Annotated in this window: 20 protein-coding genes and 2 tRNA genes; 9 read left to right on the plus strand and 13 right to left on the minus strand. The window is 70.2% G+C overall.

Features of this window, described 5'->3' with window-relative positions; genetic code table 11:
• The 4 genes from ACFDS6_RS02720 to ACFDS6_RS02735 all read left to right on the plus strand — a co-directional run.
• Positions 1-1,156 (plus strand): sodium:calcium antiporter (locus tag ACFDS6_RS02720; protein ID WP_375270571.1); only part of this gene is annotated, 1,156 nt, incomplete at its 5' end.
• Between the two features lie 42 nt (positions 1,157-1,198).
• Positions 1,199-2,200 carry a threonine aldolase family protein gene (locus tag ACFDS6_RS02725; protein WP_375270572.1) on the plus strand — a complete coding sequence of 334 codons (1,002 nt, stop codon included), beginning with the start codon at positions 1,199-1,201 and terminating at the stop codon, positions 2,198-2,200.
• Positions 2,201-2,287: 87 nt separating this feature from the next.
• A complete protein-coding gene (locus tag ACFDS6_RS02730) occupies positions 2,288-2,899 on the plus strand; it encodes a hypothetical protein (protein WP_375270573.1) in 612 nt (203 codons plus the stop codon).
• 115 nt (positions 2,900-3,014) lie between these two features.
• On the plus strand, positions 3,015-3,938 hold the full coding sequence (locus ACFDS6_RS02735; protein ID WP_375270574.1) for a DMT family transporter: 924 nt from the start codon (positions 3,015-3,017) through the stop codon (positions 3,936-3,938).
• Here ACFDS6_RS02735 and ACFDS6_RS02740 read toward each other — a convergent pair.
• Positions 3,848-4,669, minus strand: a complete 822-nt coding sequence (locus ACFDS6_RS02740; protein WP_375270575.1) for an NAD(P)-dependent oxidoreductase — start codon at positions 4,667-4,669, stop codon at positions 3,848-3,850. The two genes, ACFDS6_RS02735 and ACFDS6_RS02740, sit on opposite strands and share 91 nt — an antisense overlap.
• A gap of 4 nt (positions 4,670-4,673) precedes the next feature.
• On the minus strand, positions 4,674-6,317 hold the full coding sequence (locus tag ACFDS6_RS02745; RefSeq protein WP_375270576.1) for a M28 family peptidase: 1,644 nt from the start codon (positions 6,315-6,317) through the stop codon (positions 4,674-4,676).
• A 158-nt stretch (positions 6,318-6,475) separates the two neighbouring features.
• Between ACFDS6_RS02745 and pepN the strand changes: the two genes are divergently transcribed.
• Positions 6,476-9,082, plus strand: coding sequence for an aminopeptidase N (gene pepN / locus ACFDS6_RS02750; RefSeq protein ID WP_375270577.1), 2,607 nt, complete (start codon positions 6,476-6,478; stop codon positions 9,080-9,082).
• A 37-nt stretch (positions 9,083-9,119) separates the two neighbouring features.
• Here the strand turns inward: pepN and ACFDS6_RS02755 are convergent, their stop codons facing one another.
• The 4 genes from ACFDS6_RS02755 to ACFDS6_RS02770 form a co-directional block, all read right to left on the minus strand.
• Positions 9,120-10,250 (minus strand): glutathione S-transferase family protein, encoded by a 1,131-nt coding sequence (locus ACFDS6_RS02755; protein ID WP_375270578.1) that lies wholly within the window; start codon positions 10,248-10,250, stop codon positions 9,120-9,122.
• Between the two features lie 170 nt (positions 10,251-10,420).
• Positions 10,421-13,105 (minus strand): phosphoenolpyruvate carboxylase, encoded by a 2,685-nt coding sequence (gene ppc, locus ACFDS6_RS02760; protein WP_375270579.1) that lies wholly within the window; start codon positions 13,103-13,105, stop codon positions 10,421-10,423.
• A 68-nt stretch (positions 13,106-13,173) separates the two neighbouring features.
• Positions 13,174-13,611, minus strand: coding sequence for a hypothetical protein (locus ACFDS6_RS02765; RefSeq protein WP_375270580.1), 438 nt, complete (start codon positions 13,609-13,611; stop codon positions 13,174-13,176).
• Positions 13,612-13,650: 39 nt separating this feature from the next.
• A complete protein-coding gene (locus ACFDS6_RS02770) occupies positions 13,651-14,217 on the minus strand; it encodes an HNH endonuclease (protein ID WP_375270581.1) in 567 nt (188 codons plus the stop codon).
• A 198-nt stretch (positions 14,218-14,415) separates the two neighbouring features.
• On the opposite strand from ACFDS6_RS02770, the gene ACFDS6_RS02775 reads away from it, so the two are divergent.
• Positions 14,416-16,215: an aminopeptidase P family protein gene (locus ACFDS6_RS02775; protein ID WP_375270582.1), complete on the plus strand. Its 1,800-nt coding sequence runs from the start codon at positions 14,416-14,418 to the stop codon at positions 16,213-16,215.
• An 18-nt stretch (positions 16,216-16,233) separates the two neighbouring features.
• Here the strand turns inward: ACFDS6_RS02775 and ACFDS6_RS02780 are convergent, their stop codons facing one another.
• A complete protein-coding gene (locus ACFDS6_RS02780) occupies positions 16,234-16,377 on the minus strand; it encodes a hypothetical protein (RefSeq protein WP_375270583.1) in 144 nt (47 codons plus the stop codon).
• Positions 16,378-16,464: 87 nt separating this feature from the next.
• Here ACFDS6_RS02780 and ACFDS6_RS02785 point away from each other — a divergent pair.
• Positions 16,465-16,539: transfer RNA gene (locus ACFDS6_RS02785), tRNA-Thr, on the plus strand.
• Between the two features lie 123 nt (positions 16,540-16,662).
• On the opposite strand, the gene ACFDS6_RS02790 is transcribed toward ACFDS6_RS02785, so the two are convergent.
• Positions 16,663-17,409 carry an SDR family NAD(P)-dependent oxidoreductase gene (locus tag ACFDS6_RS02790; protein WP_375270584.1) on the minus strand — a complete coding sequence of 249 codons (747 nt, stop codon included), beginning with the start codon at positions 17,407-17,409 and terminating at the stop codon, positions 16,663-16,665.
• Between the two features lie 177 nt (positions 17,410-17,586).
• Positions 17,587-18,333: a DUF1134 domain-containing protein gene (locus ACFDS6_RS02795; protein WP_375270585.1), complete on the minus strand. Its 747-nt coding sequence runs from the start codon at positions 18,331-18,333 to the stop codon at positions 17,587-17,589.
• A gap of 161 nt (positions 18,334-18,494) precedes the next feature.
• Between ACFDS6_RS02795 and ACFDS6_RS02800 the strand changes: the two genes are divergently transcribed.
• Positions 18,495-18,584, plus strand: a tRNA-Ser gene (locus tag ACFDS6_RS02800).
• A 110-nt stretch (positions 18,585-18,694) separates the two neighbouring features.
• Here ACFDS6_RS02800 and ACFDS6_RS02805 read toward each other — a convergent pair.
• Positions 18,695-19,033: a hypothetical protein gene (locus ACFDS6_RS02805; protein WP_375270586.1), complete on the minus strand. Its 339-nt coding sequence runs from the start codon at positions 19,031-19,033 to the stop codon at positions 18,695-18,697.
• Positions 19,034-19,047: 14 nt separating this feature from the next.
• Between ACFDS6_RS02805 and ACFDS6_RS02810 the strand changes: the two genes are divergently transcribed.
• Positions 19,048-19,185, plus strand: coding sequence for a hypothetical protein (locus ACFDS6_RS02810; protein ID WP_375270587.1), 138 nt, complete (start codon positions 19,048-19,050; stop codon positions 19,183-19,185).
• A 48-nt stretch (positions 19,186-19,233) separates the two neighbouring features.
• Here the strand turns inward: ACFDS6_RS02810 and ACFDS6_RS02815 are convergent, their stop codons facing one another.
• The 3 genes from ACFDS6_RS02815 to ACFDS6_RS02825 are packed head-to-tail and all read right to left on the minus strand — an operon-like array spanning position 19,234 to position 23,777.
• Entirely contained in the window at positions 19,234-20,835 is a 1,602-nt protein-coding gene (locus ACFDS6_RS02815; RefSeq protein WP_375270588.1) for an efflux transporter outer membrane subunit, read from the minus strand.
• Positions 20,832-22,412: a DHA2 family efflux MFS transporter permease subunit gene (locus ACFDS6_RS02820; RefSeq protein WP_375270589.1), complete on the minus strand. Its 1,581-nt coding sequence runs from the start codon at positions 22,410-22,412 to the stop codon at positions 20,832-20,834. Before ACFDS6_RS02820 ends, ACFDS6_RS02815 begins: the two co-directional genes overlap by 4 nt.
• 24 nt (positions 22,413-22,436) lie before the next feature.
• On the minus strand, positions 22,437-23,777 hold the full coding sequence (locus tag ACFDS6_RS02825; protein WP_375270590.1) for an HlyD family secretion protein: 1,341 nt from the start codon (positions 23,775-23,777) through the stop codon (positions 22,437-22,439).

Raw genomic sequence — 23,777 nt, forward strand, 5'->3', positions numbered from 1 at the left:
CGCCGAACCGCTTGCCGCCACCCACGACGAACCCGGACCCGCCGCCCGCACGTTACCCCCTCGCCGCGCAATTGCGGCCGACGAAGGGTCACCCGTGTTCGCGCAACTCTCGCTCCCCATCCTGCTGCTGATCTTCGCCGCCGCGGCCGGCGTCATCTGGGTCGCGGGCGTCAAGCTCGCCGACACGACCGACGTGCTCGCGTCGCGGCTCCACCTCGGCGAGGCATTGGGCGGGATCGTCGTGCTCGCGGTCGCCACCAACCTGCCCGAGATCGCGATCACCGTCAGCGCGGCGGCGGGCGGCAACATCGGGATCGCGGTCGGCAACATCCTGGGCGGGATCGCGATCCAGACCGTCGTGCTCGTCTTCATGGACATGGCGATGAAGGAACGCGTCCCCCTCACCTACCGCGCGGCGAGCCTCAGCCTGGTGGTCGAGGCGGTGCTGGTCGTCGCGGTCCTGATCGTCGCGATCATGGCGACGCAATTGCCCGGCGACCTCCTCGCGTTTCGCCTGACTCCCGGCGCGCTCGCCATCGCGGCGCTGTGGCTGGTCGGCATCTGGCTGTCGAGCCGCGCCAGCCGCGGGCTGCCGTGGCACGACAGCGCGGGCGACGCGCCCGACACGCAGGAGGAGCCGAAAGGCCACTCGCAGGACAAGAAGCAGGCCGCCGCCGCGCACACGACGCGCGTGTTCTGGATATTCGGCGCGGCGGCGCTCGCCACCTTGGTCGCGGGCGTCCTGCTGGAGCGCAGCGGCGACGCGATCGCCGAGCGGATCGGCGTGTCGGGCGTGCTGTTCGGCGCGACGATCCTCGCCGCCGCCACCTCGCTGCCCGAACTGTCGACCGGGATCACCTCGGTCCGGATGAAGGATTACCAGCTCGCGATCAGCGACATCTTCGGCGGCAACGCCTTTCTCCCCGTCCTCTTCCTGCTCGCGGTGGTCGTCTCAGGCCAGGCGGTGCTGCCAGCTGCGCAGGCGAGCGACATCTACCTCGCCGGGCTCGGCGTGCTGCTCACTTGCGTCTACGCCGCCGGGCTGATCTTCCGCCCGCGTCGGCTGTTCTGGCGCGTGGGCGTCGACTCGCTCGCGGTGCTCGTTCTCTACGCGGTCGGAGTCGCCGGGCTGTTCGCGATCGCGACGCATGGCTGAGGCCGGTTGACCTGTGCGCCGAGCCGACCCAAGGCACTGAAGATGCGCTTCTTCTCCGACAACGCCGCCCCCGTCCACCCCGCCGTGATGCGCGCGCTGGCTGAGGTCGACACGCTCGACACCGCCTATGACGGCGACCGCTGGTCGAAGCAGCTCGACGCGCGGCTGTCGCACCTGTTCGAGACCGAGGTCCGCGCCTTCTGGGTGCCGAGCGGGACCGCGGCGAACTGCTTGGCGCTCGCCGCGATCTGCCCGCCGCACGGCTCGGTCGTGTGCCACCGCGACGCGCACATCCAGAACGACGAGTGCGGCGCGCCCGAATTCTACACCCACGGCGCCAAGCTGCTGCTCGCCGACGGCGACGGCGCCAAGGTCACGCCCGAGACGCTCGAGGCGGTGCTGAGCGTCCAGCGCTACGACATCCACCAACAGGTGCCGAGCGCGATCTCGATCACCAACCAGACCGAGTACGGCCGCGCCTATTCCGCCGACGAGGTCGCCGCGATCGGCGCGGTCGCGCGCGCGCGCGGGCTGCACTTCCACGTCGACGGCGCGCGCTTCGCCAATGCGGTGGTCGCGACCGGCGCGAGCCCGGCCGACCTGACGTGGCGCGGCGGTGTCGACGTGCTGTCGTTCGGCTTCGTCAAGAACGGCGGGATGAACGCGGAGGCGCTGGTCTTCTTCCGCCCCGAGCTGGCGGACGCCACCGTGTTCCGCCGCAAGCGCGCCGGGCTGCTCCTGTCCAAGGGACGCTACCTCGCCGCGCAGATCCTGGCGATGCTCGAGGACGACCTGTGGCTCGACTGCGCGCGCGCGAGCAACGCGGGCGCGCAGCTGATCGCGCACGCCGCGGGCGAGCGGCTGATCCACCCCGCCGACGGCAACGAGGTGTTCCTGCGCGTCACCGCCGACGAGGCGGCGTCGTTGCGCGCCAAGGGCTTCGATTTCTACGACTGGGGTCCGGGCGAGGCGCGGCTGGTCGTGTCGTGGGACCAGCACGCCGACCACATCCGCCCGCTCGCGGAGGCGATCGCGGCGCTCTGATCCACGCGCCGCGGATTGCCGCACGCCCCCGGCAGGGTTAGCCTACTTCACATCGGCGAAGACCGACGCGGGAGGGATAGCGAGCGTATGCGCGTGTTCATGATGGCGGCACTGCTGATGGGAGCCGCCGATGCAGCGCCCGCACCCCGCGCCGCGGTCATGTCGGCGTTGCTCGGCGAGCTGGCCGGGGAGCAGAGCAGGCCTCACTTCCGACCAGCCGGCCGCCGGATCTGCATCGCGCGGACGCTCTCGCCATTGCCGCTCGCGGGCCAACGCCAGCCCGAGCCCGGCGACATGAAGTTCGATGCGCCGATCGGCGAGCCCCGCCGCCCGTGGAAGCCGGACAGCGAGGAGGAAGCGCGCGACCGGCTGTGGTTCGTGCGAGATGATCTTTCCCCGGAGCAGAAGCAGGCGCAGACCGCAATCCAGACCGCCGCGCTTCGCGCCTCCGAACACGCGCAGATGACCGGGCGAGCCGAAAAGGTCGATCCTGCGTGGCTCAGTGCCAACGAAACGCTGTCAACCAAGGGGTGCAACGAGACGATCAGCCTTTCCGAACCCGACATCGCGCTCGATCACGCCTTCATCAATGTCAAGGTGCAGTGCGGCATGCTGTGTGGGATGCGTGCCATGTACGTGATGCGGTTGCAGGATGGCCGCTGGCGCACCGTCGACGGGAGAATTCACGCAATCAGCTGACGTGGCCGCCAGCGCGCAGCGCGGGAGCGGTGTTTCGCGAACCGAAATGATCCGGGTAGAGGACGCGCCCGTTCCCGCGGTTAGCGGCGCGCGCGCGATCTGATAAGCGCGCACCATGTCCACCGCCCCGCCCCCGCAGTCGACGCGCGCCAGCGTGCTGATCCCGTTCACGGTCGTGCTGCTGATCTGGGGATCGACCTGGATCGTCATCCGCGACCAGCTGGGCGGCGCGGGTGTGCCGCCCAGCTGGTCGGTCACCTATCGCTTCGCGGTCGCGGGCGTCGCGCTCGCCGCGGTCGCGCTGGCGAAGGGCGAGCGGCTGGCGTTTGATCGCACCGGCTGGCTGTTCGCCGCCGTGCTCGGCCTCGCGCAGTTCGTGTGCAACTTCAACTTCGTCTACCGCGCGGAACAGCACATCACCTCCGGCCTCGTCTCGGTCGTGTTCGCGCTGCTGCTGGTGCCCAACGCCCTGTTCGCGCGCGTTTTCCTGGGGCAGCGGTTGGGGCGGCAGCTGCTCGTCGGCTCGGCGGTGGCGATGGCCGGCGTCGCACTGTTGTTCGTGCAGGAAGCGCGCAGTGACCCGAACGGGCCGGGCGAGGCGCTGATCGGCATCGCGCTGACTGGCTGCGCGATCCTGTCCGCCTCGGTCGCGAACGTCATGCAGGCGACGAAGACCGCCGCGCGCTACCCGATGATCCCGATGCTCGCGGTCGCGATGCTGCTCGGCGCAGGCATGGACGCCGCCTTCGCGCTCGCGACCGTCGGCGCGCCGGTGTTCGATCCGCGGCCGAGCTATATCGCTGGCGTGCTCTACCTCGGCCTCGCCGCCTCCGCGCTCGCCTTCACGCTCTACTTCCGCATCATCCGCACGATCGGCCCCGCCAAGGCCGCGTACAACAGCGTGATCGTGCCGGTGATCGCGATGCTGCTGTCGACCGTGTTCGAGGGTTACCGCTGGTCGCTGCTCGCCGCCGCCGGCGGCGTGCTGGCGGGCGCGGGGCTGGTCATCGCGCTGACCGCGCGCAGGCCGAACCGGTAATCGGGGAACCGCGGCCGCCAACCGAGCACGCGTTTCGCCTTGCCGTTCGCGACGCGCCGGTTCTCGGCATAGAAGCCGCGCGCCATCGGCGACAATTGGTCCAGCGTCACGAGCGGGGGCGCGGCCACGCACAGCAACCGCGCGGCATGTTCGACCACCGCGTCCTGGCTCGCGGGTTCGTCGTCCGACAGATTGTACGCGCCCGCCGGCGCGTCGAACGCGGCGACCACCCCGCTCGCGATATCGTCGACGTGGACGCGGCTGAACACTTGGCCCCCGATGCCGGTGCGATGCGCCTCGCCGCGCGCCACCCGCTCCAGCGCCGAGCGGCCGGGTCCGTAGATGCCGGGCAGGCGAAATACATGGGCGCCGCGCGCCAGCCACGCCGCGTCTGCCGCATTCCGCTTCGCGCGACGCCCGCGGTCGGCGGGCGCACTCTCGTCCACCCACGCCCCGCCCACGTCGCCGTAGACGCCGGTGGACGACAGATAGCCGACCCACTTGCCCTCCAGCAGGTCCGCGTAGTCGCGCAGCACCGGGTCGCCGTCCGCGTCGGGCGGGATCGAGACGAGCACGCGCGCGCTCGCCGCCAGTCCCGCGCGCACCGCCTCCGCGTCGTCGTAGCGTAGCGTGCCCCCGCGCCCGTCGCGCGTCGTGCCGACCGCGACGCCGCCCGCCGCCGCCACGATCGCGCGCGCGGCGTAGCCGAGACCAAAGACGAACAGCGTCATGCCGTCATCTGGCCATCGGCCCCTTGAACGCGGTGCCGAAATAATCGCCCTTGTTCCACACCGGCCTGGTCGGCGCGTCCGCGATCTCGCGCGCGATCGCGTAGTTGATGTCGACGAAGCGCACCGCCTGGTCCCACAGGATTCCCGCGTCCACCTCGTCGCCCACCTGGTGGTAGCGGTTCTTCATGAAATCCTCGAACGCCGCGCGCGCGCCCTCGCCCTTCAGCCCAGGCCACAGGAACACCGACGGCACGCCGGCCTCCACGAAGCGGAAATGGTCCGATCGCGTGAAGATCGTTTGCTCGGGGATCGGGTCGGGCGAGGTGACGACGCCCGCTCCTCGCGCCGCGCGCGCGATCACGGGGCCGAGCGTCGAGCGATCGCCGCCGAACGCCACCACGTCGTTGAACCGGTACGTCAGCACCGGCATGTCGAGGTTCACGTCCGCGACGATATTCTCCAGACCCTTCGGCCGGTGCCGCACGAAATAGTCGCTGCCGACCAGCCCCTTCTCCTCGGCGGTGACCGCCAGGAACACGATCGTGCGCTTGCCCGCACCGCGCTGCTGGAACCGCCGCGCTTCCTCGATCAGGCTCGCGATCCCGATCGCGTCGTCGAGCGCGCCGTTGTTGATCCGGTCGCCCTTGACGTTCGGTTTCTTGCTGACGCCGATATGGTCGAGGTGCGCGGACAAGACGACAACCTCGCTCGACCGCGCCGGGTCGCTGCCGGGCAGCACGCCGACAACGTTCGACGAGGCGACCGGCGTGAACTGCGTCGCGCTCTCGATCTTGAACGTGGTGGCGAGCGCCGCGGGCGGGAACGCCTGCTTGCCGTTCACCTCGGCGCGCGCCTGGTCCCACGTCGTCCCTGCGCCCGCGAACAGCTTGCGCGCGCCCGCGTCGGTCAAGGTGGCGAGCAGCGGCACGCCCGGCGCGAAGGCGGTGCCTTCGGGCGTCGCCCAGCCGTACTGCACCCCGCCCGCGCGCACCGGCCGCGCCTTCTTGCTATCGCTGGTCAGCAGCACCACGCCAACCGCGCCGTGCGCGGCGGCGGCCTGCAGCTTGGTGCGCATGCTCGCGAAGTAGGCGTGCTCCTCGCTCTGCATGTCGGCCGGCGCGCCGCCCACCAGCGCGACGATCGCGCCGCGCACGTTGACGTTCGCGTAATCGTCGTGGTTCCGGCTCGGCGCGGACACGCCCTGCCCGACGAACACGACGCGTGCGCCCATGTCGGTGCGCGCAGCCTGCGGGTTCGCCGCCGCGGTGAAGTCCTCGCCCGCCTTCAGCGTCGCACCGTTGATCGCCGCGCGCGCGTCGCCCTCGACCTGGTATTTCATCAACGGCACGCGCTGCAGGAACGCGCCGTCGGCGCCCGGCTTCAGCCCCGCCGCGGCGAATTGCCGCGCAACGTAATCGGCGGCGGTGTTGAACCCCGCACTCCCCGCCTCGCGCCCCTCCAGCGCGTCGGAGGCGAGATAGGCGACGTGCGCGCGGATCGCGGCCTCCTGCGCGGTGCGCGGCGTGGTCGCCCGCGCCGCGGTCGGGGCGGTGGCGGTGGCGGTGGCGGTGGCAGGCGGAGTCGATTGGGGTGCGTGCGCCGCCCCCAGCAGCAGGAACAGGGGCGCGACGGCCGGTAAACGCTTCACGATCGGTCTCTCCTTGTTACACGCGACCTAGCAGCGCGCCACGCCGGCGCAACCCGCCGTACCATCCCGTGCGCGCCATTCGCCCGCCCCACCCGTTTCCCCGGGCAGTAGCCACCTTGGCTATGGAACCTTGCCGCCCGCCGATGATAGGGTTCGGCATGCTCGACGCCATGAACGCCGCCCTCACCCCCGCCGCGCCCGCCGTGATCCGCCGCGAGGATTACACCGCTCCCGCCTGGACGGTACCCCGGACCGCGCTCGACTTCGCGCTCGATCCCGCCGCCACCCGCGTCCGCGCGCGGCTCTCGGTCGAGCGTTCGGGCGCGCACGACCTGCCGCTCCGCCTCGACGGCGCGGGGCAGAAACTGCTGTCGGTCACGGTCGACGGCGTGCCGGTCAACGATTGGCGGATCGAGGGCGAGCAGCTCGTCCTCCCCCTTCCCGGCGACGCGCACACGGTCGAGACCGAGGTCGAGATCGCGCCCGAGCGCAACACGCAGCTGATGGGGCTCTACGCCTCGGGCGGCAACCTCTGCACGCAGTGCGAGGCGGAAGGATTCCGCCGCATCACCTACTTCCCCGACCGCCCCGACGTGCTGTCGACCTACACGGTCCGAATGAGCGCGGACAAGGCGCGCTTCCCCGTCCTGCTCGCCAACGGCGATCCGGTGGCGTCGGGCGACGGCGACGACGGCACGCACTGGGCCGAGTGGCACGATCCCTACCCCAAGCCGTCCTACCTGTTCGCGCTGGTCGCGGGCGACCTGGCGGTCAATCGCGGCACCTTCACCACCCGCTCGGGCCGCGCGGTCGAACTCGGCATATGGGTGCGCGAGGCCGATCTGGCGAAGACCGACCATGCGCTCCACGCATTGAAGCTGTCGATGGCGTGGGACGAGCGCGTCTACGGCCGCGAGTACGACTTGGACGTGTTCAACATCGTCGCGGTCGACGATTTCAACTTCGGCGCGATGGAGAACAAGGGGCTGAACATCTTCAACAGCCGCTACATCCTCGCCGACCCCGATACAGCGACCGACTACGACTATGACGCGATCGCCGCGGTCGTCGCGCACGAGTATTTCCACAATTGGTCCGGCAACCGCATCACCTGCCGCGACTGGTTCCAGCTGAGCCTCAAGGAAGGCTTCACCGTCTACCGCGACCAGGGCTTCTCCGCCGACCAGGGTTCGGCCGCGGTGAAGCGGATCGAGGACGTGCGCGGCCTGCGCGCCGGACAATTCCCTGAGGACGCGAGCGCGCTGGCGCACCCGGTCCGGCCCGAGCGCTACCTGGAAATTTCCAACTTCTACACCGCCACGATCTACAACAAGGGTGCGGAGCTGATCCGCATGATGTCGGCCATCCTGGGCGAGCAGCGCTTCCGCGCCGCGACCGACCTGTATTTCGACCGCTACGACGGCACCGCCGCGACATGCGAGGATTTCGTCACCTGCATGGAGGAAGCGGGCGAGGTCGACCTGTCGCAATTCCGGCTGTGGTACTCGCAGGCCGGCACCCCGCGGGTGTCGGCGTCGCTCGAACACGAGGCGGGCTCTGGCCGCGCGACGCTCAACCTGGCGCAGAAGGTGCCCGACACCCCCGGCCAGTCGAACAAGCAGCCGCAGGTGCTCCCGCTCAGGATCCGGCTGTTCGGTGCCGAGACGGGCGAGGCGCTGACGGACGAGCAACTCGTGATCCTGTCGGACGCGAGCGCCAGTGTGACGTTCGAGAGCGTCACCGAACGCCCGATCGTGTCGCTCAACCGCGGCTTCTCCGCCCCCGTCGTGATCGAGAGCGACCGCACCGCTGCCGACCTCGCCTTCCTCGCGCGCCACGACGACGATCCGTTCGCGCGCTACGAGGCGATGCAGCAGCTGATGCTCGACACGCTCGTCGCCGCCACGATCGAGGGGCAGGCCGATCACGCCGCGGTGATCGCCGCGGTCGCCGACACGCTCGACAATCCCGAGCTAGACCCCGCCTTCGTCGCCGAGGCGGTGCTGCTGCCGTCGGAGAGCTTCATCGGCGACCAGCTCTCGAGCGTCGACCCGGACGCGATCCACGCCGCGCGCGAGGCGCTGCGCGGCGACCTCGGCCGCGAGCTCGACGCGCGCTGGCGCGCCGCCTACGCGGCGGGCAGCGGCCGCGCCTACGCCTACACGCCCGAGGACAAGGGCCGCCGCCGCCTGCGCAACGTCGCGCTCGGCTATATCGCCGCCTCGGGCGCGGACGACGCCGCGGAACTCGCCTACGCGCAGTTCACGGCGGCCGACAACATGACCGACCGCCAGGGCGCGCTCACTACGCTCGTCGCCGGCCACTCGGCGGAGCGCGACCGCGCGCTCGCCGACTTCTACCGGCGCTATTCCGACAACTCGCTGGTGCTCGACAAATGGTTCCAGACGCAGGCGCTCTCGCCCGCCGACGACACCCCCGCACTGGTCGCTGACCTAGCGCGACACCCCGCCTTCTCGCTCGCCAATCCCAACCGCGCGCGCTCGCTGATCGGCGCGTTCGGCGTCAACCAGCGCGCCTTCCACGCCGCAGGCGGCGCTGGCTACCGCTGGCTCGCCGACCAGCTGATCGCGCTCGACGCCTTGAACCCGCAGACCGCGGCCAAGCTCCTCCCCCCGCTCGGCCGCTGGCGCCGCTTCGATCCAAAGCGCGCCGCCCTCATGCGCGCCGAGCTAGAGCGCATCGTCGCGCGACCCGGCCTGTCGAAGGACCTGTTCGAACAGGCATCGAAGAGCCTGGAGGGCTGACGCGCGCGCGGGCTGTCGTGACCTCTCGCCGGGCGGGTCAGCCGTTCAGTCGTCGGCCCCAGACTTCGATGTGGCGAGCCCGCTCGACCCGGATCGGGCGCGGCGTCGTGAGCAGGTCGAGCAGATCGGCGTCCCGCAGCCAGGCGTCGATCCGCGCGCGCGCCGCCGGTGTCGCGGCCTCGGCCGCGTCGGTCACGCGTTGCCACAGGTACAGCGTGTAGGGTTGCACCCCGCTGTCGAACGCGACGCCGCGAAACGCCGTGCGGACCGTGCCGATCATCCGCTGGTGCGGCTTGTCCGTCACCGGCGCACCGGTGCGCGGATCGACCTCGTCGATGAAGCGCCGCAGCATCAGCATCTTGTCGCCCAGTTCCGGGAACAGCTCCTGCGCCATGTGTCGAAACAACGGCAGCAGGGTATCGGGAACGGCGTCGGCACGCAGATAGGCTGCCTCGTACGCGCCATATTCGGGCAGGTCGGGATCGGGTGCGTTCATCCGCTCGACCCAGCGGAACACCTTGGGCGCGCGCCGCTTCATTACGTCCGCCGGAACCGGATCGCGACCCAGATGCGCGAACAAAGGTCCGAGCAGGCCGTAGTCGCCCAGCGACGGCTGCCCGCCGAACAGATACGGGTGGTCGGCGAAATGCGCCTCCAGCAGGTCGAGCAGCGCCGCGTAGCTTGCCTCGATCGCCGGGATCGTCGCCGGCGTGACCCCCAGCATCGGTAGGTAGGACTGCATGCGCGCCATCACCTGATCGGCGCTCGCCGCGCCGGACCCGCCGGCGAAGGCGTCCGTCAGGAAGCGCTTCTGCTCGGCGGCGTAGCTCCAGCGGTAATGCATCGCGTGGCGCGTGAGCACGACGGCCGCGTAGAGTTCGGCGACGTGCGCGAGCACACGTTGCAGGGCGCCGGGCGGCACGGCGCTGACCGGAACGCCCGCCTGCTCGAAATGATCGAGGATATCGACCGTATCCTGCACCATTGTGCCATCCGGCAGCACGACGACCGGGATGATGCCCCGGCCGATCACCGGCACCACGTCGCGCCGGAAACGCGGATCGCTCGTCGCGCGCTCGACGTAGGCGATGCCTTGTTTGCGCATATAGGCCCGCGTCTTGCCGGTGTAGAGCGAATGCGGCGCGCCGTAGAGGATGACGTGGCTCATGCCTCGCATCCTGCCGCCATGCGGGTCGGCGAACAAGCTGGCTCGTTCCGGCGTCGCAGAACGCTTCGGAGATGCGTGGGTACGTCCGTCGGCGCCCGGCGCGCCGCGCGCGAACCCATCCGCCCGCGACGGTCCGTCCCGCTAGTGACGATGTCTCGCGGTGTCGCCCCTCACCCCGAATTGCGCAGCGCGGTCGCGATCGCGTTGATCGACAGCAGGATGCCCTCGCGCACCCGCGCGTCCTCCTCGCCGGCGCGGTTGCGCTTGATCAGCTCGATCTGGAGCAGGTTGAGCGGTTCAATGTACGGCAGCCGCAGCCGGATCGATGCGTCGAGCGCGGGGTGCTTCTCCAGCAGCCGCGTCTGCGCCGTCACCTCTAACAACTGATCGCGGGTCAGGTGCCAGTCGTCGCGGATGCGCCCGAACACGCGGTCGCGTAAAGTCGCATCCTCGACCAGCCCGGCGTAGCGCTCGGCGAGCGCCATGTCGGACTTCGCCAGCACCATCTCCATGTTGTCGAGCGTCGCGCCGAACAGCGGCCACGCCTGCGCCATCTCCTTCAGCAGCGCCCGGTCCTCGAACCCGGCGAGCGCCTGGCCGACGCCGTACCAGCCCGGCAGCATGACGCGCGCCTGCGCCCAGCTGAATACCCAGGGGATCGCGCGCAGGTCCTCGATCGCGTCCGACTTCTTGCGGCTCGCCGGGCGGCTGCCGATCTTCAGCCCCGCGATCTCCGCGATCGGCGTCATTTGGCGGAAGAAGGTGCGGAAGCCCCCCCCTCCTCCGAAATCATTCTCGTAGACGAGCCCGCGATAGGCGCGGAACGCCGTGTCGGAGATGCGGTCCATCGCGGCGGCGAACGCCTCGTTCTCGCTGTTCGACAGCGGCGCGGGCTCCAGGCTGGTCAGCAGCGTCGCCGAGGCCATCGCTTCCAGGTTGGTCATCGCACTCTCGCGCGTGCCGTATTTCCCCGCGATCACCTCGCCCTGCTCGGTGATGCGAATGCGACCCTGCACCGTGCCCGGCGGCTGCGCGCGGATCGCGGCGAACGACGAGCCGCCGCCGCGCCCGACCGCGCCGCCGCGACCGTGGAACAGCTGCATGCCGACGCCCGCGGCCTCGAACACCGGCTTGAGCGCTGTCGACGCCTTCGACAATTGCCACGTCGAGGTGAGGTACCCGCCGTCCTTGTTGCTGTCGGAATAGCCGATCATCACTTCCTGATGCCCACGCGCAGCCGCGATCGCGGCGACCTCGGGGATGGCGAACCAGTCGGTCATCACGCTCGGCGCGGCTTCCAGGTCGCCGATCGTCTCGAACAGGGGCACCGCCATCACGTCCGCGCTCGCGGCGTCGCCCGGCCGGTAGAGCCCGACTTCCTTGAGCAGCAGGTGCACCTCCAGCAGGTCGCTGACCGAGGTGCACATCGACACGATATACTGGCGGATGCACGCCGGCCCGTAGGCGCGGTGCGCGTCGGCCGCCGCCTGGACGATCGCCAGCTCGCCCGCGGTCTCCTCCGAATAGTCCGCGAAGCGCGAGGTGAGCGGGCGCGGGCTGGCGAGCTCGCGCTCGAGCAGCGCCACCCGCTCCTCCTCACCCAGCGCGGCGTAGTCGTCGCACACGCCCGCGACGCGCAGCATCTCCGCCACCACGCGCTCGTGCACCGCGCTGTTCTGCCGCAGGTCGAGCGTCGCGAGGTGGAAGCCGAATACGTCGACCGCGCGGATCAGCCGCCCGATCGCGCCGCCGCTGCCCAGCAGTCCGTCGCCGCCCTTCGACAGCGGCTTGGCGATCGCCACCAGGTCGGCGCGCAAGCTGGCCGGGTCGGCGTAGGGCTCGCCCGCGAGCGCGCCCGGCCGGGGCGCGGGCTTCCCCACCAATGTGGCGAAGGTCGCCGCGGTGCGCGCGTAGACGCCCGACAGCGCGCGGCGATACGGCTCGTCGCTGCGGCTCTCGGCGGCGTCCCCGCTCGCCTCGGCCAGCGCCATCACCTCGCCGTCGACCTGGGCGTGGCTGGTCGAGATCGACAGCTCCTGTCCCATCGCGTGCAGCTGCTCGAGGTAGAAGCCCAGCACCGCCTCCGACGCGCGGGCCAGCGCGGTGCGCAGGCTGTCGGCGGTGACGAACGGATTACCGTCGCGGTCGCCGCCGATCCAGCTTCCGGGGCGCAGGAACGACGGCACGCGCAGCCCGAGCGCGCGGTCCCAGCGCTGGTAGAGCGCGGGCAGCACCGGCAGGAACACGTCGCGCAGGTAGCTGAGTGCGGTCTCGACCTCGTCGACGACGTACAACCGCTCGCGGCGCAGCACGCGGGTCTGCCACAGCAGCGCGACCTGCCGCACGATCGCCTCGTCGACCAGGTCGCCCTCGGGCGTCGCCTCGACGCCGCGGTCGCGCATCGCCATCAGCTGCGCGATACGATTGCGGTGGTCGATCATGCTCTTGCGCCGGACTTCGGTCGGGTGCGCGGTCAGCACCGGCGTGACCAGCGCGTGGTCGAGCAGCGCGATCACCGCATCGCGGTCGATCCCCTCGTCCGCCAGCCGTTCCAGCGCGGCGGCGACGTCCGCGCCCTTCTCGGCGGCGAACCCCTGGCGATCCTCCGCGAGGTTGGCCAGCATCGAGAACAGCATGAAGCCGCGCACGAAGTCGAGCGTCTCGTCGAGGTCGAGCGTGCCTAGCTCGGCGTCGGGCGACGCGTCGCCGCCGCGGTGCCGCTCGACCGAAGCGGAGCGGATCGCCTCCGTCCGCTCGTACAATTTGTCCCCGCCGTAGGCGCGGATGACGTCGCCGAGCACGCGGCCGAGATAGCGGATGTCGGGATTGTTGGTGATCGGGGGCAGGTCGCTCATCGCCGCATGCTGCGTCGCACCACCCGCGCGGTCAACAGGCGATCCGCGCGCAGGATGCCTCCCCCGCGTCAGCGCGCCGCCGCTGCCGCGTTGTTCGCCGGCTCGTCGTCGGGCGTCGGCAGATCGGCGTCGTTCATCTCGCGCGCGCGCTCGCGCTCGAAGCTGGTGACGGTGCCGTCGTGGTTCAGGTCCTGCGCGTCGAAGCGCGCCAGCATGCCGCGGCTCCATTCCTCGACGCTGACCGTACCGTCCCCGTTGGTGTCGAAACCCATCACGAGATCGCGGCGGCGCGGCGAGATCTCGCTCGGCTCCAGCTTGTCGTTGTTGTTGGCGTCGAGCCGGCGGAACCGCCGCTCGATCACGCCGCCGAAGTCGAGCCGCGACATCACGAACGGCGGCGTGTAGTCCGCGAGTTCGCCATTCTCCATCGCCTTCTCGTCCGCCGACTTGCCCGAACAGGCCACCAGCGCCAGCGCGCACCCGCCAACCAGCAATATCCGCATCATGCTCCCTTTATCGACGCCAGCTCCGGTGCAACTTCTGCCTCAGGCCTCGAGCTCAACGTCCCAGTAGAGCCAATCGCGCCACGTCGCGTGCAGATAATTGGGGGGAAAGCGGCGGCCGTGCTCCTGCAACTGCCAGCTGGTCGGGCGGATCGGGTCCAGGAACAAGGGCATGTGCGCCTGTTTCGGCGTCCGCCCGCCCTTCTTCAGGTTGCAGGGGGAACAGGCGGTGACGACATTCTCCCAAGTCGTGCGGCCGCCTTGGGCGCGCGGGATGACGTGGTCGAACGTCAGGTCGCGGCCGTGCCCGCAATATTGGCAGGTGAACTTGTCGCGCAGGAACAGGTTGAAACGCGTGAAGGCGGGGAATTGCGACGGCCGCACGAATTGCTTCAACGCGATGACCGAGGGCAGCTTGATCGTGTGGTTGGGGCTGTGCACCTCGCGCTCGTAATGCGCGACGATGTCGACGCGGTCGAGGAACACCGCCTTGATCGCGGTCTGCCACGGCCAGATGCTCAGGGGATAATAGGACAGCGGCGTATAATCGGCGTTGAGCACCAGTGTCGGACACGAGTCCGGATGGCGCATCAGATCGGGATGGAACACGTCAGATCCCCCTAGTTATCGCTCAAGCCCGCTGTGCCGAGCGGGGATGACCGCATGATGACAGAGGCGGTTTCGCCGGGTCAACCCTGCGGGCGTCGAACCGATCGCGGCTGAACCGGTCGTAACGGGCGACTTGGCGCGACGTGGCTCCGTCTGGCACATGGTGCCCCATCAACCCGCAGCATCCGGACAATATCCATGTCGACCCACGCCGCCCGCCTGATCGCCCTGCGCCAGCAACTCAGCCGCCAGAACCTCGACGGTTTCGTGATCCCGCTGACCGACGAGCATATGAGCGAGTATGTTGGCGGCTACGCGCAGCGGCTCGGCTGGCTGACCGGGTTCGGCGGGTCGGCCGGGACCGCCGCGGTGCTGCCCGACACGGCCGCGATCTTCACCGACGGCCGCTACACGATCCAGGTGCGCGAGCAGGTGTCGGCGGACGACTGGCACTATGTCGCGGTGCCCGAGAACAGCGTCGCCGACTGGCTGGCCGCGAACGTCGGCGAGGGCGCGCGCGTCGGCTACGACCCCTGGCTCCACACCCGCGGCTGGGTCGAGGACACGCGCGCGGCGCTGTCCGCCCGCGGCGCGACATTGATCGCGGTCGACACCAACCCGGTCGACGCGGTGTGGGACGACCGCCCCGCCCCCTCGCCCGCGCCGATGGCGGTGCACAGCGATGCGCACGCCGGCGAGACCTCGGCCGCGAAGCGCGCGCGCGTCGCCGACTGGCTCGCCGAGGTGGGCGCCGACGCGGTCGTCATCCCCGCGCTCGATTCCACCGCCTGGCTGCTCAACGTGCGCGGGGCGGACGTCGCGCGTACCCCGGTCGCGCTCGCCTACACGATCGTCGGCGCCGACGGCACCGCCGACCTGTTCGTCGCGCCGGAGAAGATGACCGACGCGGTGCACCAGCATCTGGGCAACGCGGTGCGCGTCCACGACCGCGCCGATTTCGCCCCCGCGCTGTCGAGGCTGGCGGGCAAGCGCGTCGCGATCGACCCGGCGCTCGCGGTGTCGGCGATCTTCGACGCGGTCGAGGCGGGCGGCGGCACCGCGCTGCCATTGCGCGACCCGACGATCATTCCCAAGGCGACCAAGAACGATGCCGAGGTTGCCGGCCACCGCGCCGCCAGCGTGCGCGACGGTGCCGCGCTGACGCGCTTCCTGCGCTGGATCGCGGATGAGGCGCCGAAGGGCGGGCAGACCGAGCTCTCCGCCGCCGCGCGGCTCCAGCAGTTCCGCGAGGAAACGGGACGCTTACGCGACCTGTCGTTCGACGCGATCTCGGCAACGGGTCCGCACGGCGCGATCCCGCACTACCACGTCACCGAGGAGTCGAGCCTACCGATCGAGACAGGCCAGCTCTACCTGATCGATTCAGGTGGCCAGTATCTCGACGGCACCACCGACGTGACCCGCGTGGTTCCGATCGGCACGCCGAGTGCGGAGATGCGCGACCGCTACACCCGCGTGCTGAAGGGCCATATCGCGCTCGCCACCGCGACCTTCCCGCCCGGCACCAGCGGGCAGCAGCTCGACGCGCTCGCGCGCCTGCCGCTCTGGACCGCGGGGCTCGACTTCGCCCACGGCACCGGCCACGGCGTCGGCAGCTTCCTCGCGGTGCACGAGGGACCGGCACGCATCGCCAAGCCCAGCTATCCTGGCGGTGGCCCGCAGGAGCCGCTGCGCGCCGGCATGATCCTCTCCAACGAACCCGGCTATTACAAGGCGGGCGAGTACGGCATCCGGATCGAGAACCTGCTGCTCGTGGTCGAGCGCGACCTGCCCGCCGGCGAGGCGACAATGCTGGCGTTCGAGACGCTGACGCTCGCTCCGATCGAGCGCGACCTGATCGACGCCGGGTTGCTGACCGCCGAGGAGCGCGCGTGGCTCGACGCCTATCACGCCCGCGTCGTGCGAGAGCTCGGGCCGGAATTGCCCGAGGACGACCGCGCGTGGCTGGCGCAGAAATGCGCGCCGATTGCGGACTGATCGATCCCTGCGCCGCGGCTACTCGGGCGTGCGGTGCGGCGCGTCGCGGGTGGTGGGCGCCGCCGCTTCGTCGCGCCCGGCGCGCGCCTGCGCCTTGCGGCGGCGCAGGTTGGCGCGCAGTTGCTCCGCCAGCCGCGCGGCGCGATCGTCGGGTTTATCCATCGGCCCGCGCTACCGCGACGATAGCGCCTTGACAATCGCGCGCCGAACCGCTCTTAGGCGCCCTCCCGTCGCCCATACGACGCGAGTGCTGCCGTAGCTCAGTGGTAGAGCGCATCCTTGGTAAGGCTGAGGTCGTGAGTTCAATCCTCACCGGCAGCACCATTTTCCCGTTCATACGTTCGCTCGGCGGGTCGGTGCCTGCCATCGGTTTCCCGCCGGTCGGCTAGCGTCGGCGATGCGGCGCGCGGCCGGTCGGTGCGCGGCGCTGCCCGCACCCGGTATCGCTCACTGCCCCCGCGCGACCTGGAAGCCGGCGAACGACTGGCTCACCGGCATCAGCTCGACGCGGTTAATGTTCAGATGCGGCGGCAGCGTCGCGATCCACACGATGGTGGCGGCGATATCGTCGGCGGTCATCGGCTCGGCTCCGGCGTACAGCGTGTCGGACGCGTCCCGGTCGCCACCGGTGCGCACCAGCGTGAACTCGGTCTCCACCATCCCCGGATCGATCGCGCTGACGCGCACGCCGGTGCCGTGCAGGTCGGCGCGCAGGTTGAGCGTGAATTGCTGCACGAACGCCTTGGTACCGCCGTAGACGTTGCCGCCAGGGTACGGGTAGCTCCCCGCAACCGAGGCGACGTTGATGATCGCGCCCTTGCGCGCGATCAGTTCCGGCAGCAGCCGATGCGTGATCGACACCAGCGCCGTGACGTTGGTCTCGATCATCGTGCGCCACTGCTCGAGCGAGGCCTTCTGCGCCGGCGCCGTGCCGAGCGCTAGCCCGGCATTGTTGACGAGCAGGTCGATCGATCGGAAGTGCGTCGGCAGGGCCGCGAGCGCGGCGTCGACCGCGGCGTCGTCGCGCACGTCGAAGGCAGCGACGTGGACGCGCTCGCCGAACTGGTCGGCGAACGGCGCCAGCCGCTCGGCGCGGCGACCGGTGACGATCACCTGCCAGCCTGCCTCCAGCAGCGCGCGCGCCGTGGCGGCGCCAATTCCCGACGTCGCGCCGGTGACTAGGGCTGTCTTCATTTCCGTTCCTCCTGCTCGCGGCTGATCTGCCAGCGTCTCGCGACCGGGCCTCCGACGTGCGGCGAACCGGCGCGATCCGGTCGGCGCATGGGCGCCATCGATCGACGCCTGCCGAACGGTGCAGCGCCGCCGAGGTTCAGATCGGCGCGACCGGGACGCACGCTCCAGCCTCGCCGGTCAGAACGGCAGCCAGCTGGATTTCTCGGTGAACTTCATCCACCCGACGTTCACGCCCGCGCGCCAGCCCACGCCCAGCCGGACCGGGATCAGCACCACGTTGCCGCGCCGCAGATAGGTCGCCGCGAACCCGCCGACGAAGTACAACCGGCCCTCCGCGCCCGGGAAGCGCTTGAACAGCTCCTGCGAATCGTAGAGGTTGTAGACCAGCACGAAGACCTTGTTGGCGTCGCCGCCGACATCGAAACCGACCGATGGGCCGGTCCAGTACACCGGCCGCTGCCCCTCAACCTTGTGCGTCATGATGCCCGAGCCGTAGCGGACGCCGAGCACGAACGCGCCCGACGCCTCCCGCCCGGCGATATAGGCGTTGGGTTCGCCCTGCTCCTTCAGAATCTTCTCGATCAAGGAAGCGAAACCCTCCGCGCCCTTGCCGAACACGTCCTCGCCCGCACCGATCAGATCGTCGCGCTTGAACGTGTCGGCGGCGGCGGTGGTTTGCTCGGGGTCAACCGGCGCACCGCTCCGCGCGGTATCGCCGGTCACCGTCGCGGACGACGGCGGCGGTGGCGCGTCCGGGTAGCGAGGCGAGGTGTCGCGCGGTGCTTCGCGTGGCCCTTCGACATCGGCATCGATCGCGGCATTGGGGTCGATCGAGCGCACTTGCGCCAGCGCGGGCGCGACCTGCATTCCCGCAACAGCCATTGCCGCGATGGCATTGCCCACGCCACGCATCCACTTACCCATGATCGCTCCCGCCCCTACGCCTGATGACATGGTTTACCCGTGGTTATGCTGTCGCGGCAATGAACGTTCGGCCGGCCAACCTCATTTCACGTCGAACGGACGTACGCACCCAGTTGATCGTGCCGACACCCACCGCTATAGCCCGCAGGCACGCCGCATCCGGAGACGTGGGTGAGTGGCTGAAACCAACGCTTTGCTAAAGCGTCGTACGGGAAACCGTACCGAGGGTTCGAATCCCTCCGTCTCCGCCATGGGCTGATTACAAGGAACCGATGGTTCCAGGCCGCGTCGCCGCTCTCCAGAGCCGCACCGACAGCCTCACAGTCGCGCTCCAACTTGGCTGGACCATGCTGCCGAGGTGTCAGAACAGGTAAGGCTGTCGATGGAACGCGTCGGCGACGCGTTTATTCTGATATGGCACGTTCCCCCCGTCTGGAGCAGCGATCATGACACGGTCGATAGCCATCTCCGCCATGGCACTTGCGCTCACCTCGTCCATGCCGGTAGCGGCCCAGCAGGCAGCGGCAGGGGCAGCGAGCAACAGGCGCGTCGGCCAGCCGCCGATGAACTCCGCGATGCGCCGCGCGAACACGGGCACTACCGGTCCCCTGACCGGCAGTGCCGCGATCGCGGCGTCGAGCACCGCTACCAACGCGATGACTCTCACCAGCGGGAATGGCGGGTCGGCGACCGACTCCATGAGCAACGACCCCGATGGCCCGGAACAGGTCCGCTAGCGGATCGGGCCAGTCGGGCATGGGCCGGAACACCGGGCAATCCGGCACGAGCCAGTCGTCCGGCTACGACAGCAACGGCATCATGCGCCGCAACGGCTCACCCAACGGCGGCTGAGCACGATGCCGACGCCGCGCGGCGCGGCACCAGCGCCGCTCGTTCAGATCACCGCTCAGGAGCGGGCGCGTCCTTGGGCTGCGTGTAGTTCGCGCTCGCGGCGCCCGGTCGCGGCACGTCGAGTGGCAGGTCTTCCCATCCGCCGCCGAGCGCCTTGTACAGCGACAGCAGATTGCGGCGTAGCAGGCTGTCGCTCTGCGCGACCTGGTCCTCGGCCGAGATCACCGACTGGCGCGCGACGAGCACGTCGCCGAAGTCGGTCAGCCCGCTGCGCCAGCGCGCTTCCACCGATCCGACCGCACGGCGCGCGTCGCTCAATCCCGCCGCCAGCGAGTTGCGGCGGTCCTGTTCGGTGCGGATACGGATCAATGCGTCCTCCACGTCGCGCAGCGCCGACAGCACCGTCCGGCGATATTGCGCGTAGGCCTCGTCCGCCGCGGCGCGGCGCAGCGCAACCTGCCCCGATCGTCGCCCGAAGTCGAGCACGGGAAAGGTCGCGTTCGCCGCGCCGGTCAGTTGCAGGCTGTCGCCGGTGAACAGGTTGGACAGCGCGGTGGAGATCAACTGCGCCATGCCCGTCAGGCTGAAGCGCGGGTAGAGATCGGCCACCGCCACCCCGATGTCGGCGGTCGCCGCCGCCAGGTTGCGCTCGGCCGCGCGCACGTCGGGGCGCCGCCGCAGCAGCTCGCTTGGCAATCCGGGCGGCACCGCGGGCGGGGTGGCGAGCGGCGGGCGCGGCTGCGACAATTCGACGATCAGCGCGTCGGGCGTCTGCCCGGTCAGCACCGCGAGCGCGTGCATCTGCGCCTTGCCCTCGGCGACGATCGAGGGGATCGCGGCCTCGGCGCCGGCGAGCTCGGCGCGCTGGCGGATGAAGTCGCCCTGCGCGATCAACCCCGCGCGGCTGGTGTTCGCCGCGATCTCCAGGTTGCGCCGCTGCCGCGCGAGTTCGCCTCGCGCGATTCTCTCGCGCTGCTGCAATCCGCGCAATTGCAGGTACGCGTCGGCGGTCTCGGCGACGAGCGACAATTGCGTGTCACGCGCGTTCCACACCGCCGCGGCGGTGCGCGCGCGCGACCCCTCGACCTGGCGCGCCACGCCGCCGAACAGGTCCAGCTCCCAGCTCGCGTCGAAGCCGACCGAGTAGGTCTGGATCGAACCACCCGGCGCCGCGACCCCGCCGCCCGAGGTTCCGCCACCCGCCGCACCACCGCCCGACGCGCCGCCGCCCGACGCCCCGCCACCCGCACCGCCACCCAGCAGGCTGGCGAGCGAGGCGAGCCCCGCGTTCTTGCTGAACTTCTGGTAGTTCGTTCCCGCCTGCGCGTTGACCTGCGGCAGGTAAGCCGCGCGCGCGACGCGTTCCTGCGCGCGCGCCTCGGCGATCCGCGCCACCGCGGCGTCGATATCGGGGCTCTGCTTCAGCGTCAGCGCGATCAGCCGGTCGAGCTCGGGGTCGCGGTACTGGCGCCACCATCCCGCCAGCGACGGCGCGGGCGTCGTCCCCGTCGTCGCCTCGCCGAACGCCGCCGGCGCGGTCGCGACCGGCGCACGGTAGGTCGGGCCGACTGTACACGCGCCGAGCGCCGTGGCGGCGAGCAGCGCAGCCCAGCGCGCGATACGTCCGCTACGCTCAGTCACAATCCTCACGCGCCGTGCCCTCCACCCTTGCCCTGACGCAGGAACAGCGCGAGCGGCGTGACCAGCAGCACGAAGATCATGAAGCCCCAGAACACGTCGACGTAGGACAGGATCTGTGCCTGCTGCTGCACCTGCTGCATCAACGCCGCCAGCGTGCCCGTCTGATCGCCCGCGACGCCACCTTCCGCGGGGATCGTCCGTGCGAGCTGGTTGACGCCCTCGACGTAGCTCGGGTTGAGTGGGTTCAATCCCTCCACGATGCGGTCCTGATGATATTGCTCGCGCGCGATCAGCACCGCCTGCGCCGCGCCGATGCCGAAGCTGCCGCCGAGGTTGCGCGCCACGTTGAGCAGCGCGGAGGCGTCGTTGGTCTGCGTGGGCTTCAATCCGACGTAGGCGGCGGAGTTGATCGGCACGAACAGGAACGGCAGCCCGATCGCGGAGATCAGCCGCGCGGTGGACGCCTGCTCGTAGGTCAGATTCGTGTTCCACCCCGACATGTACCACAGCGCAGCGGCCTGCAGCAGCAGCGCGGGGATCAGCAGGAAGCGCGTGTCGACCCTGCCCGTCAGCACGCCGACCACCGGCATCGCGACCAATGTCGCGACGCCGCCCGTGGTGAGCGCGAGCCCGGCGGTGGTCGCGTCGTAGCCGAAGCCTTGTTGCAGCAATTGCGGGATCAGCGTCGTGGTGCCGAACAGCACCGCGCCGGTCGTGGTCATCAACATGACCGTGATCGCGAAGTTGCGGTTGGCGAGCAGCTTCAAGTTGACGATCGGGTCCTTGCGCGCCAGCTCCCACCAGATCAGGAAGCCGAGCGAGACGACCACCGTCACGAGCAGCCCGAGAATGAACGTGCTCTCCAGCCACGCCTCGCGCTCGCCGCGGTCGAGGATCAGCTCCAGCCCGCCCAGCCCCAGCGCGACCAGCGCGAAGCCGACGTAATCGACCTTCAACCCGCCGCGCAGCCGCTCGCGCCGCTCCTCCTCCAGCACCTCGGGCTCGACCACGAACGTGTTGACCAGCAGCAGCGAGATGATGCCGATCGGCACGTTGATCAGGAAGATCCAGTGCCACGATATGTTGTCGGTGATGATGCCGCCGAGCGTCGGCCCCAGCACGGGCCCGACGACCACGACGACGCCGTAGGCGGCGAACGCCTGCCCGCGTTTCTCCGGCGGAAAACTGTCGGCGAGGAAGCTCTGCTCCGAAGGTGCTAGCCCACCGCCGCCGATCCCCTGCAACACGCGCGCGACGATCAGCGCGGGCAGCGTCGGCGCGAACCCGCAGGCGAGCGACGACAGCGTGAACAGCGCCACCGAGATCATGTAATAACGCTTGCGCCCGATCACGTCGGACAGCCAGCCGGAGATCGGGATCACGATCGCGTTGGAGACGAGGTAGCTCGTCAGCACCCAGGTCGCCTCGTCGCGGCTCGCCGACAGCCCGCCCGCGATATGGTCGAGGCTGACGTTCGCGATCGAGGTGTCGAGCACCTCCATGAACGTCGCCAGGCTGATCACGCCGACGATCAGCCACGGGTTGCGGTCGCCCGCGGCCGAGCGCTCGTTGCTCCACCCGCTCACGCGCGCGTCACTCTCATGCGCGGGTCACTGGCGAACCGTGACGCGCGGCACGACCGACATGCCGGGGCCGATCGCGTAATGCTGCCAGTCGTTGTTGTTGAAGCGGATGCGCACCGGCACACGCTGCACCACCTTGACGTAATTGCCGGTCGCGTTCTGCGGTGGCAGCAGCGCGAACGCCTGCCCCGCGCCGCGCTGGATCGACTCGACGTGGCCGGCGAAATCGCGTCCGGGATAGGCGTCGATCTCGATCCGCACCGGTTGCCCCGCGCGCATCAGCGTGAGCTGCGTTTCCTTGAAATTGGCAGTGACCCACAGATCGTCGGGCACGATCGCCATCATCTGCTGCCCAGGGGCGACGTAGCTGCCGAGGTTGACCGAGCGGTTGACCACCTGCCCGCTGATCGGCGCGCGGATCACCAGATGCCCGACGGTCACGTTCGCCTGCGCGACCCGCGCCAGCGCCGCCTTGCGCCGCGCCTGCGCGGCGACGACCTGCTTGCGCGCGGTCGCGACATCGGCCTGCGAGGAGGCGATCTGCTCGCGCGACGCACGAACCTGCGCGGTGGCGCTGCGTGCCTGCGCGCGCGCCTGCTCGATTTGCGTCGGCGCGGCGGCGTCGGGGTCGAGCCGCTGGAGCGCGGTGTAGCGCGCGTAATCGTCCGCCGCGCGCTGCGCCTCGGCGAGCGGCACCGCGGCGTTGGCGCGCGCCTGGCGCACCGCGACCTCCGCTGCCGTCACCTGCGCCTCGGCCTGGCGGATCTGCGCGTCCGCCTCGGCAACACCTGCCTCGGCCTCGGCGCGCGATGCCTGCGCGGTGCCGGGCTCGATCACCGCCAGCAATTGCCCGGCGCTGACGTGGCGGTTGTCGACCGGCGCGACCTGCGTCAGCTGTCCCGATTCCTGCGCGGCGATGCGGACGATGTGCGCGTCGATGAAGGCGTCGTCGGTCGATTCGTACTTCCGGGCGTGCAACCAGTAGAGCACGCCACCGATGATCAGGACCGCCGCGACGACGGCGACGACGATCCAGAAGATCGGGCGCTTGTACAGCGGCGGACGATCGTCCTCGTCGTCGCTGTCATCGTCGTCGTCCGAACCATCCGCGTCGGCGTCCTCGCCTTCGTCCTGCTCGGAGTCGCCCTTCGCGTCGGAGTCGTCCTTCTCGCCCTGCCGGTCTTCGCTGTCATCCTTGCTCGGTGATCCTGCGCTCCTTGCATCATCCTCGAGGACCGGGTCCGCGCGTGCGCCATCGCGGATCACGCCGCCGCCGCGCGGGTGATCGGGTCGGTGCTGGTCGGGGGTCTTCTGGGGTGACGCGCCGGAGCCATCGCTCGTCGCCTGGCGATCCTGATCCCCGCTCAA

Source organism: Sphingomonas sp., from assembly GCF_042095875.1.
Classification (GTDB): Bacteria; Pseudomonadota; Alphaproteobacteria; order Sphingomonadales; family Sphingomonadaceae; genus Sphingomonas.

Bases quoted from the DNA above. Each gene is read 5' to 3' on its own strand.
- ACFDS6_RS02725 (WP_375270572.1), top strand. From the start codon at position 1,199: ATGCGCTTCTTCTCCGACAACGCCGCCCCCGTCCACCCCGCCGTGATG.
- ACFDS6_RS02730 (WP_375270573.1), top strand. From the start codon at position 2,288: ATGCGCGTGTTCATGATGGCGGCACTGCTGATGGGAGCCGCCGATGCA.
- ACFDS6_RS02735 (WP_375270574.1), top strand. From the start codon at position 3,015: ATGTCCACCGCCCCGCCCCCGCAGTCGACGCGCGCCAGCGTGCTGATC.
- ACFDS6_RS02740 (WP_375270575.1), bottom strand. From the start codon at position 4,669: ATGACGCTGTTCGTCTTTGGTCTCGGCTACGCCGCGCGCGCGATCGTG.
- pepN (WP_375270577.1), top strand. From the start codon at position 6,476: ATGCTCGACGCCATGAACGCCGCCCTCACCCCCGCCGCGCCCGCCGTG.
- ACFDS6_RS02755 (WP_375270578.1), bottom strand. From the start codon at position 10,250: ATGAGCCACGTCATCCTCTACGGCGCGCCGCATTCGCTCTACACCGGC.
- ppc (WP_375270579.1), bottom strand. From the start codon at position 13,105: ATGAGCGACCTGCCCCCGATCACCAACAATCCCGACATCCGCTATCTC.
- ACFDS6_RS02765 (WP_375270580.1), bottom strand. From the start codon at position 13,611: ATGATGCGGATATTGCTGGTTGGCGGGTGCGCGCTGGCGCTGGTGGCC.
- ACFDS6_RS02775 (WP_375270582.1), top strand. From the start codon at position 14,416: ATGTCGACCCACGCCGCCCGCCTGATCGCCCTGCGCCAGCAACTCAGC.
- ACFDS6_RS02780 (WP_375270583.1), bottom strand. From the start codon at position 16,377: ATGGATAAACCCGACGATCGCGCCGCGCGGCTGGCGGAGCAACTGCGC.
- ACFDS6_RS02790 (WP_375270584.1), bottom strand. From the start codon at position 17,409: ATGAAGACAGCCCTAGTCACCGGCGCGACGTCGGGAATTGGCGCCGCC.
- ACFDS6_RS02795 (WP_375270585.1), bottom strand. From the start codon at position 18,333: ATGGGTAAGTGGATGCGTGGCGTGGGCAATGCCATCGCGGCAATGGCT.
- ACFDS6_RS02805 (WP_375270586.1), bottom strand. From the start codon at position 19,033: ATGGAGTCGGTCGCCGACCCGCCATTCCCGCTGGTGAGAGTCATCGCG.
- ACFDS6_RS02810 (WP_375270587.1), top strand. From the start codon at position 19,048: ATGGCCCGGAACAGGTCCGCTAGCGGATCGGGCCAGTCGGGCATGGGC.